The sequence below is a fragment of the Planktothrix agardhii genome (assembly GCF_904830935.1).
Lineage (GTDB): Bacteria > Cyanobacteriota > Cyanobacteriia > Cyanobacteriales > Microcoleaceae > Planktothrix > Planktothrix agardhii.
In genome coordinates this window covers 2,915,539-2,931,431 of record NZ_LR882952.1, presented here as the reverse complement: position 1 = coordinate 2,931,431, position 15,893 = coordinate 2,915,539, and the positions used below count along the sequence as shown (strand labels likewise).

The 15,893-nt window shown below is 38.6% G+C and carries 22 protein-coding genes; 10 read left to right on the top strand and 12 right to left on the bottom strand.

Going from position 1 to position 15,893, the window contains the following annotated elements; all coding sequences use genetic code 11:
- Positions 1–85: 85 nt before the first annotated feature.
- Entirely contained in the window at positions 86–3,604 is a 3,519-nt protein-coding gene (metH, locus tag NMG88_RS13770; RefSeq protein WP_235751580.1) for a methionine synthase, read from the bottom strand.
- A 573-nt stretch (positions 3,605–4,177) separates the two neighbouring features.
- Here metH and NMG88_RS22505 point away from each other — a divergent pair.
- The gene (locus NMG88_RS22505) at positions 4,178–4,306 is read left to right on the top strand and encodes a hypothetical protein (RefSeq protein WP_278047054.1); all 129 of its coding nucleotides are present in this window, start codon (positions 4,178–4,180) and stop codon (positions 4,304–4,306) included.
- Positions 4,245–4,550: a hypothetical protein gene (locus tag NMG88_RS13765; protein WP_254035531.1), complete on the top strand. Its 306-nt coding sequence runs from the start codon at positions 4,245–4,247 to the stop codon at positions 4,548–4,550. Before NMG88_RS22505 ends, NMG88_RS13765 begins: the two co-directional genes overlap by 62 nt.
- Here NMG88_RS13765 and NMG88_RS13760 read toward each other — a convergent pair.
- Positions 4,543–5,733 (bottom strand): IscS subfamily cysteine desulfurase, encoded by a 1,191-nt coding sequence (locus NMG88_RS13760; RefSeq protein ID WP_026788021.1) that lies wholly within the window; start codon positions 5,731–5,733, stop codon positions 4,543–4,545. The genes NMG88_RS13765 and NMG88_RS13760 overlap by 8 nt on opposite strands.
- Before the next feature lie 134 nt (positions 5,734–5,867).
- Here NMG88_RS13760 and NMG88_RS13755 point away from each other — a divergent pair, with 134 nt between their 5' ends.
- The 5 genes from NMG88_RS13755 (at position 5,868) to NMG88_RS13735 (ending at position 10,830) form a co-directional block, all read left to right on the top strand.
- Positions 5,868–6,518, top strand: coding sequence for a DUF3386 domain-containing protein (locus tag NMG88_RS13755; protein ID WP_027255136.1), 651 nt, complete (start codon positions 5,868–5,870; stop codon positions 6,516–6,518).
- 101 nt (positions 6,519–6,619) lie between these two features.
- On the top strand, positions 6,620–6,859 hold the full coding sequence (locus tag NMG88_RS13750) for a NifU family protein (protein ID WP_027255135.1): 240 nt from the start codon (positions 6,620–6,622) through the stop codon (positions 6,857–6,859).
- 104 nt (positions 6,860–6,963) lie between these two features.
- Positions 6,964–8,427 carry a response regulator gene (locus NMG88_RS13745; protein ID WP_042157585.1) on the top strand — a complete coding sequence of 488 codons (1,464 nt, stop codon included), beginning with the start codon at positions 6,964–6,966 and terminating at the stop codon, positions 8,425–8,427.
- The gene (locus NMG88_RS13740; protein WP_042154666.1) at positions 8,420–10,465 is read left to right on the top strand and encodes a PAS domain-containing sensor histidine kinase; all 2,046 of its coding nucleotides are present in this window, start codon (positions 8,420–8,422) and stop codon (positions 10,463–10,465) included. Before NMG88_RS13745 ends, NMG88_RS13740 begins: the two co-directional genes overlap by 8 nt.
- A gap of 143 nt (positions 10,466–10,608) precedes the next feature.
- Complete coding sequence (locus tag NMG88_RS13735; protein ID WP_227350748.1) at positions 10,609–10,830, top strand: hypothetical protein; 222 nt, start codon at positions 10,609–10,611, stop codon at positions 10,828–10,830.
- On the opposite strand, the gene NMG88_RS13730 is transcribed toward NMG88_RS13735, so the two are convergent.
- The 3 genes from NMG88_RS13730 to NMG88_RS13720 form a co-directional block, all read right to left on the bottom strand.
- Positions 10,817–11,140 (bottom strand): DUF2442 domain-containing protein, encoded by a 324-nt coding sequence (locus tag NMG88_RS13730; protein ID WP_235765850.1) that lies wholly within the window; start codon positions 11,138–11,140, stop codon positions 10,817–10,819. The genes NMG88_RS13735 and NMG88_RS13730 overlap by 14 nt on opposite strands.
- A gap of 247 nt (positions 11,141–11,387) precedes the next feature.
- On the bottom strand, positions 11,388–11,540 hold the full coding sequence (locus NMG88_RS13725) for a type II toxin-antitoxin system PemK/MazF family toxin (RefSeq protein WP_081692370.1): 153 nt from the start codon (positions 11,538–11,540) through the stop codon (positions 11,388–11,390).
- Entirely contained in the window at positions 11,530–11,733 is a 204-nt protein-coding gene (locus NMG88_RS13720; RefSeq protein WP_051319656.1) for a hypothetical protein, read from the bottom strand. The genes NMG88_RS13725 and NMG88_RS13720 overlap by 11 nt, the downstream gene beginning before the upstream one ends.
- Before the next feature lie 58 nt (positions 11,734–11,791).
- On the opposite strand from NMG88_RS13720, the gene NMG88_RS13715 reads away from it, so the two are divergent.
- Entirely contained in the window at positions 11,792–11,947 is a 156-nt protein-coding gene (locus tag NMG88_RS13715; protein WP_155806314.1) for a hypothetical protein, read from the top strand.
- Here the strand turns inward: NMG88_RS13715 and NMG88_RS13710 are convergent.
- From NMG88_RS13710 to NMG88_RS13680, 7 genes are all read right to left on the bottom strand, one after another.
- Positions 11,928–12,134, bottom strand: coding sequence for a type II toxin-antitoxin system HicA family toxin (locus tag NMG88_RS13710; RefSeq protein WP_026795264.1), 207 nt, complete (start codon positions 12,132–12,134; stop codon positions 11,928–11,930). The two genes, NMG88_RS13715 and NMG88_RS13710, sit on opposite strands and share 20 nt — an antisense overlap.
- Complete coding sequence (locus tag NMG88_RS13705) at positions 12,131–12,331, bottom strand: type II toxin-antitoxin system HicB family antitoxin (RefSeq protein ID WP_026795263.1); 201 nt, start codon at positions 12,329–12,331, stop codon at positions 12,131–12,133. Before NMG88_RS13705 ends, NMG88_RS13710 begins: the two co-directional genes overlap by 4 nt.
- Before the next feature lie 138 nt (positions 12,332–12,469).
- On the bottom strand, positions 12,470–12,811 hold the full coding sequence (locus NMG88_RS13700) for a type II toxin-antitoxin system PemK/MazF family toxin (protein ID WP_227350749.1): 342 nt from the start codon (positions 12,809–12,811) through the stop codon (positions 12,470–12,472).
- Positions 12,808–13,041 (bottom strand): hypothetical protein, encoded by a 234-nt coding sequence (locus tag NMG88_RS13695; RefSeq protein WP_026795262.1) that lies wholly within the window; start codon positions 13,039–13,041, stop codon positions 12,808–12,810. The genes NMG88_RS13700 and NMG88_RS13695 overlap by 4 nt, the downstream gene beginning before the upstream one ends.
- Positions 13,042–13,049: 8 nt before the next feature.
- Positions 13,050–13,196 carry a hypothetical protein gene (locus NMG88_RS13690; protein WP_254033926.1) on the bottom strand — a complete coding sequence of 49 codons (147 nt, stop codon included), beginning with the start codon at positions 13,194–13,196 and terminating at the stop codon, positions 13,050–13,052.
- Between the two features lie 920 nt (positions 13,197–14,116).
- Entirely contained in the window at positions 14,117–14,260 is a 144-nt protein-coding gene (locus tag NMG88_RS13685; protein WP_254033925.1) for a chlorophyll a/b-binding protein, read from the bottom strand.
- Positions 14,261–14,416: 156 nt separating this feature from the next.
- Positions 14,417–15,001: a DUF3611 family protein gene (locus tag NMG88_RS13680; protein ID WP_042154673.1), complete on the bottom strand. Its 585-nt coding sequence runs from the start codon at positions 14,999–15,001 to the stop codon at positions 14,417–14,419.
- Between the two features lie 62 nt (positions 15,002–15,063).
- On the opposite strand from NMG88_RS13680, the gene NMG88_RS13675 reads away from it, so the two are divergent.
- Together NMG88_RS13675 and NMG88_RS13670 are read left to right on the top strand one after the other, a co-directional pair.
- Entirely contained in the window at positions 15,064–15,234 is a 171-nt protein-coding gene (locus NMG88_RS13675; RefSeq protein WP_026788010.1) for a hypothetical protein, read from the top strand.
- 301 nt (positions 15,235–15,535) lie between these two features.
- Positions 15,536–15,826 (top strand): hypothetical protein, encoded by a 291-nt coding sequence (locus NMG88_RS13670; RefSeq protein ID WP_026788009.1) that lies wholly within the window; start codon positions 15,536–15,538, stop codon positions 15,824–15,826.
- The last annotated feature ends 67 nt before the right edge of the window (positions 15,827–15,893 follow it).

Here is a 15,893-nt window from a genome sequence, read left to right as displayed (position 1 = left end):
AAAATAAATCTACCTTCTCAGGGACACTCTACACTCATCTTAACACATCTAACCCATAATGGGTTAGTAAAAATGAAAGATGGGGTTAAAGATTGAAATATTTAGAAACAGGATGATAGGTAATAAAAGCCGTTGTAGACTGTTCTGGATAAATCTGTTCACTTTCATCCATATACATCTTAATTCGGTCAGTTTGTAATAACTCCACCTGCTTATATTGGTCTTGAATATTCGGACAAGCCGGATATCCAAAACTATAGCGAGAACCCCGATGACGTTGGGCTAAAACATCCCGCACATTATCCGGTTCTTCATTTCCAAATCCTAACTCCCGACGAATTTTTGCATGAGTCCATTCTGCCAACGCTTCAGCCGTTTGCACCGCCATTCCATGGAAATACAAATAATTCTTATAGTCATTCTCAGCAAACAATTTTTGCGCGTATTCCGTAGCAATTTCTCCAACAGTTACCGCTTGCATCGGGAAAACATCAATTTTGCCACTTTCTTTAGAGGCAAAAAAGTCCGCAATACACAAGCGTTTTCCTGATTTTTGTCGAGGAAATTCAAATCGGGCAACCTGTTTTTGATAATTTTCTGGGTCAAAAATTAATAGCGAATTTCCCTCCGACTGACAGGGGAAATATCCATAAATCACCGTAGGATGTAATAAATTTTCCGCTAAAATCTTGATTTTCCATTCGTCTAAAACCGGATAGACTTTTTCAGCTAAAAATTGATTATATTCTTCCTTTGATTGTTCCCTGGGTTTGCGAAATTGCCATTGACCTACAACTAACGCTTGTATATCTAAATACCACCAAATATCCTCTATAGGAATATCTTGCGGTTGTAAAATTTTCGTTCCCCAAAAAGGAGGGGTGGGACGTTCAATATTAACATCAACGGCTTCAGAAGGTCTGGTATCAATCACAATTTCTTCAGGATTTTCTGAAGCATTTTTAACTGTTTCTGACTTAACTTTAATTTTCTTGACTTCTGCATATTCCCCTAAAAATCCCTGGGAATCATCCCATTTTCCCGCTATTTTTGCAAGCATTAATTTATCCATAAAATTCAAGTCAGAAAAAGCATCTTTGCCATAAATAACTTGACCTTGATAGGCATTTTGACAATCTTCATAGACAAATTTCGGAGTTAATGCTGCACCGCCTAAAATCACCGGAACTGTAATACCTTCTTTGTTGAATGCTTCCAAATTTTCCTTCATAAAAGCAGTGGATTTAACTAATAATCCACTCATGGCAATACAGTCCGCGCCATGTTCTTTGTAAGCATTGATAATATTTTCCACGGGTTGTTTAATCCCTAAATTAAGCACCCGATAGCCATTATTTGATAAAATAATATCAACTAAATTTTTACCAATATCATGCACATCCCCTTTAACGGTAGCAATTAAAAACATTCCTTTGCCATTATTCCCCGTTTCTGACTTCTCCATATACGGTTCCAAATAGGCAACGGCGGCTTTCATAGTTTGGGCTGATTGTAATACAAAAGGTAACTGCATTTGTCCAGACCCGAACAATTCTCCCACCACTTTCATCCCATCCAAAAGAATATTATTAATAATCTCTAGGGGAGGATATTGTTTTAAACCTGCGGCTAAAGCATCATCTAATCCAATTCTTTCTCCATCAATAATATGACGTTTTAAACGTTCTTCTATCGGAAGGTTAATATCTCCAGAACGATCTCGTTTTGTGGTTTTACCCTGAAATAAATTGGTCAGTTCTCCTAATGGGTCATAAACACAAACATCCCCATCAAATCCTCGCTGGTCATAAATTAATTTGCGACAAACTTCTTGATGTTCGGGGTCAATTTTTGCCAAGGGTAAAATCTTATTGGCGCTAACAATAGCCGCATCTAACCCCACTTGCATAGCTTCATGCAGAAACACCGAATTTAAGACTTGCCGCGCCACCGGATTTAAACCAAAGGAAATATTAGAAACCCCTAAAACAATATGACATCCGGGCAATTCTTGACGAATTTGACGAATAGAATCTATCGTGGCTTTGCCATTATTTCGGTCTTCTTCAATACCCGTAGAAATCGGTAATGCTAAGGGGTCAAAAAAGATTTCATAAGCAGGAATACCATAATTAACGGCCGCATTATAAGCCCGTTGAGCAATTTCAAATTTCTTCTCGGCGGTTCTTCCCATTCCTTCCTCATCGATGGTTCCCACCACAATAGCAGCACCATATTTTTTAGCAATTTCTAACACTTTATAAAAGCGTTCTTCCCCATCTTCATAGTTAGTAGAATTGAGTAAACATTTTCCCCCAGATACCTTTAACCCCGCTTCCATTTTTTGCCATTCTGTCGAGTCTAACATCAAGGGTAAATTAACATTAGTCACAACGCGAGAGACTAATTCTTTCATATCTCTTACGCCATCTCGCCCAACATAATCGACGTTAACATCTAAAATTTGCGCCCCTTCTTTTATCTGAGATTTTGCTAAGGAAACTAACCCATCCCAGTCTTCTAAATTAAGTAAATCTCGGCATTTTTTAGACCCACTAGCATTGAGACGTTCACCAATAATTAAAAACGAGTTTTCTTGTTCATAACTTTGGGGACTATAAATTGAAGCCGCCGAGGGAATAAATTGCGGTTCCCGTTGTTTGGGTTTCAGGGTTTGAGAAATTTCAGCTAAGGCTTGAATATGCTCATAACGGGTTCCACAACAGCCGCCAATCACCTGAACTCCCAAATCTTCAACGAAGTGCATTAACGCCATTTTTAGTTCAAGTGGCGTAAGTTTATAATGGGCTTTTCCACCAACATTTTCCGGTAAACCAGCATTAGGAATACAGGAAACAATAAACGGGGAATTTTCCGATAAATAACGAATATGTTCTTTCATTAAATCGGGGCCAGTGGCACAATTCAAACCTAAAATATCAATATTATAGGGGGCTAAAATTGTTAATGCCGCGCTCATTTCTGACCCGACTAACATGGTTCCAAAGGCTTCCATTGTGACGGAAACCATAATCGGACGACGTTCTCCTTTTTTAGTAAAAACGTCTTCAATTCCGTTTAATGCGGCTTTAATTTGCAGCACATCTTGGCAAGTTTCAACGATGAATAAATCCACACCTCCATCAAATAATCCCTCCGCTTGTTCTGCAAAAGCATGATGTAAGGTGTCAAAATCAATATGTCCGAGGGTAGGTAATTTTGTTCCTGGCCCAATTGAACCCGCAACAAATCGGGGTTTTTCTGGTGTAGAATATTCTGCTGTTAAACCTTTAGCTAATTCGGCGGCGGTTTTGTTTAAATCATAAGCTTTATCAGCTAAATCATATTCAGCTAAAACAATAGAAGTGGCGCCAAAAGTATCGGTTTCAATAACATCTGCACCCGCTTCTAAAAAGCCTCGATGAACATTAGCAACGGCTTCGGGTTTGGTATATATTAAATATTCATTACAACCTTCGTAGTCTTTCCCGCCAAAGTCTTCGGCGGTGAGATTTTGGGTTTGTAGGTTAGTTCCCATTCCCCCATCAAACACGATAACGGGACGTTCAGGACTATGCAGACGGTCTAAAAATGCGCTTTTCATAGAAGGTTAATCATAGGGAGAAAGGGTGATTTTACAATTTTACACGAAGAAACCAGGTTCGGTGGTAAGAGGATATTTTGGGTTGTCCTATTGATTTAGGGACAATAGCTTATAAGTACCTAAACAAAATTAATTACACATCCTCTACTAAAATAGTGCGATCGCATTTTTGAAATGCCAAAGCTTCAGGATTATTTAAAGCCATTTTTATCTAAACTTGGGGATAAATCTAAAAAGTGACAATCCAGTGACAATCCAGTAATCCAGTGACGATACCAGTGTTTGAGGAGGGAGGTTACCTTCCCGGTAGCAGTCGGTAGCCCAGAATTATTCAAGAAACCTTGACATTTCCTTGATAAGTTCAGAAATTTCTGTAACAATAAATACATTAAGACACCAGACGGATCTTAAAACCCAGACGGTGAAGTATTTCCCCCCTGTTCCCTCCCCCCCTAGCCCCCTGTGCACGGGGGGTTTGGGGGGCTGTTCCCTGCTATAAAAGACTTGATACTCCGACTCAAAAATTCAGGGTCTTTTGTAGCACCTAAACTTTTTTAAAAAGGAGTGTTTATTATGAAAACTCAATGGGAAATTTATCGCAAATTAGAATTAATTCCTGATACGGTTTTATTTCCTTCAAATGAACAGGGAATATCGGGATTTTATCAAGGTAAAATATGGCATTATCGAGGACTGTTTTAAACTCGATTTTTCCGATCCTAATTCAACAAAAAGATTTCATTTATTCCGAACCCTTTGGCTGATTTTAAATCAACCCATTCAATTCTCTAATCTCTCAACAAAATCAGAACCTTATGTTTGGAAAAGTTCTAATTTGTTAGGTTCCGCCCAATGGCATATTTATGATCCCAAAAGTGGTCTAACCTATGATTTACACTCGGAGGAAGATGTTTTAAGTTGGCTGGAAAAACAGAATTCTAATTAGGCAAAATTGAAATATTTGTTGAGCGAGATGCGACTTTTCTCAAGGCTTGAATAGTGTTTATCGTATGCTCTGCTACTTGGTTAATTTCTGATTCTGTAGTGAATCGACCCAAACCAAAACGAATCGAAGCATAGGCTAAATTATCCGAATGACCCAATGCTTTTAAAACGTGGGAGGGTTCAATTTTTGTCGAGGTACAAGCAGAACCAGAAGATACCGCCATCATAGTTTGTAATCCTAATAGTAATGCTTGACCATCAACGCCGTCAATACTAATGTTTAAATTTCCAGCTAACCGTTGGGTTGGATGACCATTCAAATAAATTCCTTCTAGGGTTGATAATTTATTCCAGAGGTTTTCTCTGAGTTGAATTAACCTTTGAGTTTCAATTAACCTTTGGGATAAGGCAATTTCAATTGCTTTAGCAAATCCGACAATTTGGGGGGTACATAAAGTTCCTGAACGCATTCCACGTTCATGGCCCCCACCATGAAGTTGAGGTGCTAATTTCACCCTAGGATTTCTCCGCCGTACATATAATACTCCGATTCCTTTAGGGCCATAAATTTTATGGGCGGTTAAAGAAATTAAATCAATATTTAATTGCTGAACATCCAGAGGGATTTTACCAATAGCTTGGGCGGCATCAGTATGAAATAAAACCTCATGATTATGACAAAGTTCTCCAATTTCAGCTAAGGGTTGCAGCACTCCAATTTCATTATTAGCTGCCATAATCGAAACTAAAATAGTATCGGGACGCAGGGCTATTTTTAGGTCAGATAAATCAATCAGTCCATCGGATTTTACCCCCAGATAAGTAACTTCAAACCCCAAAGATTCTAAATAATGACAAGGATCAAGAACAGCATTATGTTCGGTTATGACAGTAATAATATGTCTACCTTTATTAAAATAGGCTTCAGCTACTCCTTTTAAGGCTAAATTATTAGATTCCGTAGCTCCACTGGTGAAAATAATTTCTTCGGGAGAGCAGTTAATTCCATTAGCAATAATTTCTCTAGCCTGTTTAACAGCGGCTTCAGCCTCCCACCCATAAATATGATTAATACTGGCGGCATTACCAAAATATTCCGTAAAATAGGGTGACATTGCTTCTAAAACCAAGGGATCAACGGGGGTTGTAGCGTTACAATCCAGATAAATTGGACGTTTAGACATAATTATTGCCAATAAAAATAGGTGAGTTTTAATCTCTAATCCTTAAGTTTAGTCTATTTTTTTCGAGACTGAACTCAGGAACCCCTTAATATTCTATAATAGAGATTATAGTGCTGTTCATCCCTAGCTATTTTATGACCGAATCAAAAAACGCTTTAGATTTATTTCGGAATGCCTATGAAAATCGTTATACCTGGGACTCTAACTTCCCCGGTTATCAGGCTGAGATTGAACTTAAACAGGGGGATGAAGTCTACACCGGACAGATTCAAATTAACCCAGACTTGACGGTGGAAGTTAGCCAAATTGCTGACGAAGAAGTCAAGCAAAGCGTCTATACCCAACTGCGGGATGTAGTTACCCACCGTAAACGCAGTTCTTTTGAACAAGCCCATGGAAAAAATAAATTTAGTTTAGGAGAAATTGACGATACCGGGGCTTTACAAATCCTAGTCGAAGGTGATGCCATGGGATCAAATTATTCCGTGCGTGGCGATCAAATTTCTCGGGTTAGCCGCGTCATGGGTCGGATGGCATTTGTGATTAATACCCATGAAAGTTTGGACACCGGAAAAGGTTACGCAGCAGCCCGTTATGATGCGGTATTCCGTAACCCTCAAACTCAAGAAATTATTAAAGAACTTGAGTTTGAAGATACCTTTGAAAAATTTGGCAACTATTACATTATGACTCACCAAGTAGTTCATTCTAAAGAAGCCGATAAAGTGATGATCACGGAGTTTAACTATTCCCAAGTCAAACTTCTTGAGCCCGTTGCGGTTTAATCGCAATCAGTGACGCCTAAAGGGGGATGAATTGATCCAAAAATAACGTTAGGATGAAACTATCCCAACTCGATTTCTGTACTCTCAAATCAAGGTAAATTATGGATACACTAGCACTAACTGAAAAAAACGTAGAGATTGTTTTAGATGAACTCCGTCCTTATCTAATGTCGGATGGGGGAAATGTAGAAATCGTTGAACTCGATGGCCCGATTGTTCGAGTCCGACTACAAGGAGCCTGTGGTTCTTGTCCTAGTTCTACGATGACCTTAAAAATGGGAATTGAACGCCGTTTGCGCGAAAGAATTCCTGAAATTTCCGAAGTTCAATCCGTTGCTTAGGGGATTTTTTTCCTAACAGATTGTCCAAAGTTTAATAATTAAAAATTATCAACTTTGGACTGGATTTAACTTTCTTTTCCCCTTCCCTAAATTCCGTCCCCTCCATGCGTGTTTTATTGGTAGAAGATGATCAGGATCTGGCTGAGACTTTGGTGGTGGCTTTAGTTCACCAAGGGTATACTGTTGACAGGGTGACAGATGGCATAGCCGGGTGGGAAAAAGCACAAAAATTGACCTACGATTTGATGATTTTAGAGGTGGAATTACCTCAATTAGATGGGATAAATTTATGTAAAAAACTGCGATCGCAAAATATTACAAATCCGATTATTTTATTAACCGCTTACAATCATCAAGAAGATAAAGTTAAAGGCTTGGATGCGGGCGCGGATGATTATGTGGTTAAACCCTTTGATGTGCAGGAATTATTAGCCAGAATTCGGGCTATATTTCGCCGACGTCAACCCACGGTTTCAATTCTTTTGGAATGGGAAGATCTGCATTTGAATACGAAAACCTGTGAAGTTATGTATCGGGAAATGCTCCTCAATTTAACCCCTAAAGAGTATGGATTATTAGAACTATTTCTCAAACATCATCAACAAATTTTTAGTTTAGACCTAATCCTAGAGCAACTCTGGACATTTGAAGACCCACCAACGGAAAATACTGTCCGGGCGCATATTAAAGGATTAAGAAATAAACTTAAAAATGCCGGTGCCCACGCAGATTTGATTGAAACAGTATATGGCTTAGGTTATCGTCTTAAACAGCAATCTCACCCTAAAATTGAACCTAAAAAAACCAGTAAAAAACCCGAACTCGATCAAAACAAACTGGATCAAGCTATTGTTGAAATTTGGCATAGATATCAAGGCAAAATTTGCGATCGCATTACCATTTTAGAAGAATTTTCTCTCGCCAACCAACAGGGAAAACCCGATCAAAATATCAAACAAAAAGCTCAACAAGAAGCTCATAAACTTGCCGGATCTTTAGGAACATTTGGCCTAGGAGGAGGCTCGATTATCGCTAAAGAAATCGAACAACTCTGTCAAAATCAAACCTTAAATTTAGCAGAAATTACCCTATTGCAAGAATTAGTCTTTAAACTTAGAAAAGAAGTTGAACAATATTCTCCCCCTTCCACAATACAAAACCCTCAACCGACCTCGATTAAATCCGACCATCAAGTTTGGATAATCAGTCAAGATAAATTATTAATTGAAGCTGGACAAAAAGCGAGTTTAAGTTTGGGAGTTGAAACCAAAATTCTCACGGATTTATCATTAATTACAGAACTCAAATTATCATCCAAAAAACAACAATATTCTCCCCTAGTATTTTTAGATTTTGACTTATATTCCTCCTACGATTTATTAACCAAACTTACTCAACAGACCCCGCCAATTCCTGTGATTGTTATAACTCAACAAAAGAACCCAAATCAACGGGTAAAAGTTGCTCAATTGGGACGCCAAGGATTCTTGGAAAAACCCATCACTTCAGAACAAATGATTAAACTCATGATCGATACCTTTAGTCAAAACCGTAGCTTAAATGATTAATCAAAATTCCGAAACTGAAACTCAATTGATTGCTTCCCTACAAGCAATTAATCAACGATTAATTCAAGAAATGCAAGAACGACAACGGGTAGAAGAAGCATTGCGAGAGAGTTCAGAAAGGTTGAAAACCTTAATTAATGCCATGCCGGATTTAGTCTGCTTTAAAGACGCTTCAGGACGTTGGTTAGAAGCCAATCAAGCAACCTTAGAACTATTTCAAATCCAGACTTTAGATTATCAAGGAAAATCCGATCCTGAATTAGTAGAATTAGTAGGACAGATTCATGGTAAAAATTTCTATAGAAATGCCTTAATTAATTTTCAAAAATCCGATCAAGAAGTTTGGGAAAATCAACAACCTTCCCAACAACAAGAAATTATTCCCGATGTTAATGGCAACCCCAGAATTTTTGATCTGATTAAAGTTCCTTTATTTCATCCCAATGGCGAACGTAAAGGATTAGTTATATTGGGGAGAGATATTACCGAACACCAAAAAGCTGAAAATGCTTATAAACAATTAGCTGCCATTGTAGAATCTTCCGAAGATGGAATTATTGGCAAAACCTTAGAAGGAAAAATTATTAGCTGGAATAAAGGGGCGGAACAAATTTATGGTTACTCCGAAACTGAAGTTAAAGACTTTCCCTTTGGTTTATTAACCTTACCTGAAAGAGCCAGCGAAGTTCCTCAAATTTTAGCCAGTATTCAATCCGGGGGCAGTATTGATCATTATGAAACCGTTCATATTCGCAAAGATGGACAACATATTGATGTTTCTTTAACCATTTCTCCGATGAAAGATGAACTGGGAAATATTACGGGAATTTCTACAATTTCTAGGGATATTAGTTATCAAAAAAGAATCGAAAAAACCCTAGAACAACTCCGTCATCAAAATGAATTAATTTTAGATTCAGCCGGAGAAGGAATTTGTGGTTTAAACCAAGAGGGAAAAATCACTTTTGCTAATCCGGCCGCCGCCAGAATCACCGGATACACTGTCCGAGAATTACTGATGAGTAATTGGCAAAAAATCACCGCAGAAGTTATCGCTGTTTCTGCGTCCGAGACTCTCCCCAAAAAAAACGTCTATTCTGGTTATCAATCATTAACTAATCAACAAAGTTCCCAAATTTTTTCTACCCTAAAAAATGGTTTAGTTCGTCATGTTGATAACGAAGTTTTTTGGCATCGAAATGGGTCTTATTTTCCCGTCGAATATGTTAGCACTCCCATTCAAAATCAAGGGGAAATTATTGGGGCTGTGGTCATCTTTAAAGATATTACCGAAAGGCAAGCCATGGAAAAAATGAAAGATGAATTTATCTCCGTTGTCAGTCATGAACTTAGGACTCCTTTAACCTCAATTCATGGTGCTTTAGGATTATTAGCCAGTGGATTATTAGATACCCAACCCGAACGCGCTAAACGAATGTTTGAAATTGCCGTTACCAATACAACCCGTTTAGTCCGTTTGATTAACGATATTCTTGATTTAGAACGGATGCAAGCCGGGCAAATTACCCTCGATAAAAAATACTGTAATTTAGCCGATTTAATGGTTCAAGCCAATAATGAAATGATCGGAATGGCGGAAAAATCCGGTGTAAATTTATCAATAAAACCCCTAGAAGTTCATCTTTGGGTCGCCCCAGACCGAATTATTCAAGTATTCACTAATTTATTAAGTAATGCGATCAGATTTTCTGATGTTGATAGTTGCATTTGGTTTGATGCCACACTCCACCATTCCAGTCTATCCCGTTCCTGCTTAGAAGTTTTGATTACCCTCCAAGACCAAGGACGGGGAATTCCCACCGATAAACTAGAAACCATTTTTGGTCGTTTTCAACAGGTGGACGCCTCCGACTCCCGCCAGAAAGGAGGGACTGGACTGGGACTAGCTATTTGTCGCAGTATTGTGCAGCAACATGGGGGTCACATTTGGGCAGAAAGTCAATTAGGCCAGGGAAGCACCTTTTTTGTGCGTTTACCTGTAGCATCGGAAGTTGCAGAAGATATTGATTTTCAATAATATAAAGTTTTGTAAAAAAAACGAATTTCTATCACTATTTTTCTTTTCTTCACAGAATCTTCATATTTCCCTCCTATCCTGAATAGTGTAGTCCACTGCACTTGCAGCAAGACTCAACGCAACTCACCTAGGAGGTGGAGATTATGCCCTCAGTCTATCTTATGCTTCTGACTTTTGCCCTGGGTTCTATCTGGATCTATACACAAACCTCTAATGATATTCCCTTCGTGTTAGCTGGAGTAATTGGACTCATCTGCTTAGTCTGGGGGTTTGCCTTCGCCCACTGGAGCCTTCAAATTCTGATTGTACTGGGGTTGTGGCGTTTATATAAAGTTTATATGCCTGAAGAAGTTAACTTGGGTTAATTTTAATATTACCAATAGATTGCTTGTCAAAAGCAATTTCAAATAAAAACTCAGGGGCAAAGTCTGCTCCGTTTGGCCATTCTATAGTCCGACTGGTTACAAATACCTTTTGAAATAAACTTTTAGCTTTCAAGGGTTCAAAGATTTCTCCATACAATTCTTGTTCTAAATCTACAATCCCTTCTATTCCATTATTAAACGTTAGCTTTAATTGATAGTTATCCAGATATTCCACAGAGACAACATTAAGCAAGATATCCTTTTTAGGGAAGGGGATCGATTCTGTTAAGAGGTTTTCTTTGACGCGCATTTTCCCAGTTCTCCAATAGTTCAGATTGGTGCAGATCAAGCCATTCCCATACTAAAGAAGCTTGATAGAGTGGGCATAAGCTAAGAATAGCAATAAAGGTTGCCCTCTATTGTAAGCGTTCGCTTCGCTCCATCATCGACAAGGTAACGGCGATCGCATTTTTAAAAGCCAAAATGTCGCGGTTTTAAGGTTTAATCAACAAGATGATGGCGATCGCACTATTTAATTGTCTATCGAATAATCAATACTAAGTTGTTAATGGAATCACAATTCTTAAAGCAATCGGACTATATAAATCTGAACTAATAACAACAACAGGACGTTTTTTCCTAATTTCTTGTCCGATGGTTGGCTCAAGGTTAACTTGCCAGATTTCGCCGCGTTTTTGGTTAATCGTCATCGTTTTCTAATCCTTCTCCCTCAATTTCTGAAAAGAAATCTAGTTCAGGATCATTATTGACATCTTCAGCTATTTCTTGAATAAGAGGACGTAAAAGTTTATATCTTTCTGATAGAGAAAGTTGAGCAATTTCTTGTAATGAAGGCAAAGAAGATTGAGCAATATTTTCATTAATAGTATCAATACTTAACATTTTGATTACCCCTAAAGTCTTCATTTACCTATTGTACAACAAATCTCGAACAAATAATGTGCGTTATATTTCATTAACGCACCCTACAAGATCAGCGATCGCACTGATGACAATAAAAGCGATCGCACTTTCAGAAGCTAAAGCGATCACGTTTTTAAGCCTTAATCAACAAGATCGGCGATCGCCGCCAAAAGTTACAAATCATTATCAGTGAGATTAGCAACTTTTAGAAAATATCTTAATAATCCAGGTTTTAGGGCTTGATTGCCATGAATCGGTACGGAAATTCGGGCTGGATTATTTGGTTTCCCATAGATATGATGGCTACCATTTATGCGTAGTAGTTGCCAACCATTTTGTTCTAATATTTTTGCAAACTCTTTGCCTGAAATAGACTTCATACGGCAATTTCTAAAATTTGGGAAGATTCATCAAGTTGTAGTTGCTCCGTATCTACTAACAAACAACCTTCAACCGCTTCATATAAGTTTTGTAAGAGTTCTTCAAAGGTATTACCTTGGGTAGCACAGCCAGGAAGAGCAGGAACTTCAGCCCAATAACCCGTTTCTTCTGTGTGAACAATGACTTTGATTTTCATCGGTTAAGGTGTTTAAAGAGTATTTCCCTTATTATACCGTGATCGCACCTTAAACAGCCAAAGTAATCGCACTTTCAAAAGCCAAAATGATCGAAATTTTAAAGTTTAATCAACAAGATGACGGCGATCTCACTAATTTTATTTTCTTAGCCAATTGATTAAAAGATTTTTAATGCGTATTAGTCTTTCTGGTGAGATATTTCCTAAACGTGCATTGATTACAGATGATTCGACACTTGTTAATCGTCCTAGCCGAATTAAAGAAGCCACTTTAATTCCAGTATTAATATAGTCAGAATCTGAGGTATTAATAATTTCGTCAAATCCTAGAGTAGCTTGATGGAGACGAGAAGAAATTAAAGCAAGTAATAAATCACGATGGCGACTTGGTGAAATAGCAATAATTAAGGCTGGACGTAGTTTTCCTGATTTCAAGTCTGCTTGAGGAAAACGAATTAGAACAATATCACCAGGTTTCATGGTTGATAAATTTCTTGAGCATCTGCTAGGGAATATTCAATTTCATCTTCTTCTTTGAAAAATTGCTCTAATGAAAATTTTTGCCAGTCTTCATCTTGCCAATTAGTATATTCTGAAATGTTATTTGGATCAGGGGAAATTAATCGGGTAAAGTTGGCAATTTTTTCAACAATGTCATCAGGTAATCGGTCAATCTGTTGGTGAAGTTCTTCACGAATTGTAGCAGACATAAGTTAAATTATTTGATTAAGGGGTAAAATTGATAGTATTGATTATAACTCAGATATTGGGTGGTAATTTGGGAAAAAGCAATGTTGGGTTTCGTAACCTCAACCCAACCTACAAGATCGGCGATCGCACTTTCAACAGCCCAAAATGATCGCACTTTCAACAGCCAAAACTATCACAATCTTAAAGTTTAATCAACAAGAAGACCACGATCACACTACACTCGTAAGCGATCGCACTTCAAAGGCTAACAGCAAATCATGGAGATCGTCAATTTATGAGCAATCCCCATATCTGATCACATCAAGCACATTAATGTCTCCGTGATTCCAGTCTGCTTCATTCGGTTGCCCGAGTATAAATGTAAACGTCACAGGAGTTCCACGTCGTTCATAGGGTTGCAATCCCGCATTATAGCTACCACAAGCACTGTTCCGACTCGATCTCGGACATGTCATGGCCAGCTGCCAGCTGCCAGCGCCAGGCGATTGTTCAGTGAACGTACAAAAAATGCGATCACTGGTCTCAGTCGTGAATTCGTTTTCTCCACCGGGCGCTATCATGTTGCCCTCAGACAAATTCTCGAACCTCTCACATTGGATATTGGTACACTTTACCACCACCCCAGTGTTGTTCTTAACGACAAGTTTCACTCTCGTACTCATAATTTTCTACCTTTCAAAATGGGTTACAACTCAATAATATAGGTTTTCCTACCGTCAACATAACCAAAGTTTACAAAACTTAAGGAAAAATTCCATAAAATCCACTAAACCCCTACCCTGCCTAACTTCCAGCCCCCAACCTTCTCGCAAAAATCCTTAACTTGGGAAAAATCCCCCCCTCCCAAACAATCCATAACCGCCAAAGAAAAAAACCTAAAAAACGAATTGCAGGCAGACCAACAATTTCAGCTAATTCTGTTTCTGTTACTTTTTCATCAAGCCCTATTTCTAATCACAAAAATCCCCCAAACACTACAAACAAATTTGAGGGATTTTTTACTATTTAGTGGGTAAATGGGGTTCTCAGGTTAAGTCCTAGAACCCTTGAATGCGTTGAAAACTAACAAAAAAATTACATTAAGCCGAGTTGGGACAAAATCCCTTGACCAGTTAGAAGTTCCGTGGCTAAACCGATAGCGAACCCTAACATGGCCAAACGGCCATTCCAAGTCTCCGCGAATTCTGTAAACCCAAACTTGGTATCTTTGCTTTCCATAATCAAAAAATCTCCTGCTTGCTTGAGCTAACTACATAAAAGTTAACACAGTTTCCAGAAGTTTGCAACTTTTTGTTAAGAAAGATTGACAAAAACCCAAAACCCTTGTCTATAAGTACATTCTTTCTGTTTCCTGTTCCGGTGTTCCGGTGTTCCCTAATTCTTATAAATTCGATTGATCAGCCACAAACCACCTGCGATCCCAACAAAATGGGCCACAATTGTATGGGTATTAGCCAGAACTACAAAAAAATCAAGGGGTTGGACAAAATCCTGTAGGTTGCCAGGAGCATTAAACAAACCACGGGGCTGAGAGATGGCTTTTGCCAAGAGAATCCCATTAATTGCTTCCGAAGCTATTAAAGTCACCGTCATTCCAGTTAAATTACTGGTTAAGCCTGTACGGATACGTTTGAAGGTTTCTCCTCGACTGGGACGGGTAATGCCCGGTGCTTTAAGTCTACGGGCCAAACGAGTATAACCAAAAGCCTGAAAAATACTAAATCCCAAAATCCCCAGTCCGATGAGGGCAAAGACCAAACCCCCACCAATTCCCGATGATGGGGCCGTTGTTCCTGTCGTCCCACGACTAAAGACTAAAATGGCAAAAAGCTGAATCACAGCCGAAATCACCCCTAAAACCAGTTGTATCCAAAAGCAAATCCAGCCTGTGGTACGAAGGGCAGAGGCAACTTGTTGAACCGAATTCGGAATTGGTGATTGGTCAGGTAGATAGGACATTTTTTAAACAATCAGGGGTTAAAATCAAATGGGAAAGCCGAAAAAATCCTAGGAATTCAAATATGAGCCAACCACAACCTACGACAACCCCCAACCTCAACGAACCCAAATTTGGATTCAATCAATATACTGAACGATTAAATGGTCGAGCCGCCATGATTGGTTTTTTGATCACCTTGGCAATTGAATATTTTAGCGGACAAGGTTTATTATCCTGGCTAGGGCTGAGTTAATCTTACCAAATTGATTGATTATTGGTGATCAGTCTTCCGTTTAGGAGTGAGGGGTAATTTAGGATTTCCAGGGTTTAGCAGTAGTTTTTATGATTAACTCAAATCCGGGCTAAACACAATCCTAAGTTTTCCCTCTATCGAAGGGATGACCAATCACCAAAATCCAGTCAATCCCGATAAATTAGGTTAAATTAGGATTAGATAAACTTTCAAGTGAAGAAGATTATAAGATAATGCTATCGGCTCCCAATCCGAAAGATTGTACTTAAGTTAACCCTTAAAAATTTAGAGTAAAATTGTGATGAATGCTTTATGGCCCCGTGTTCTCAGGTCTGCCTATCGTCGAGAACCTATTGTTAGTTTTGTGGTAACGGTTGGAACCGTAGATGCTGTGATTGGTGGAGTTAGTTCCAGTGTATCCTTATTAAGTTTTGGCCTTTCCAGCGTTGGGGTAATCTTGGTTTTGCGGTGGTGGATGTGGCAAAAGTCTAAACTACAACAAGCTGAAACTGCCCCAGAATATGCTCTTCCCCCAAGTTCTGCCCGTTCTCCCCTTCCTAAGCTGACGGATAAAAAACGATCTTCCTACTAAGTCCATTAATAGTTAGGATTACGGAAAAATGGATGCGGTGATTGCAGACGAAAGAGTGAACTACCCA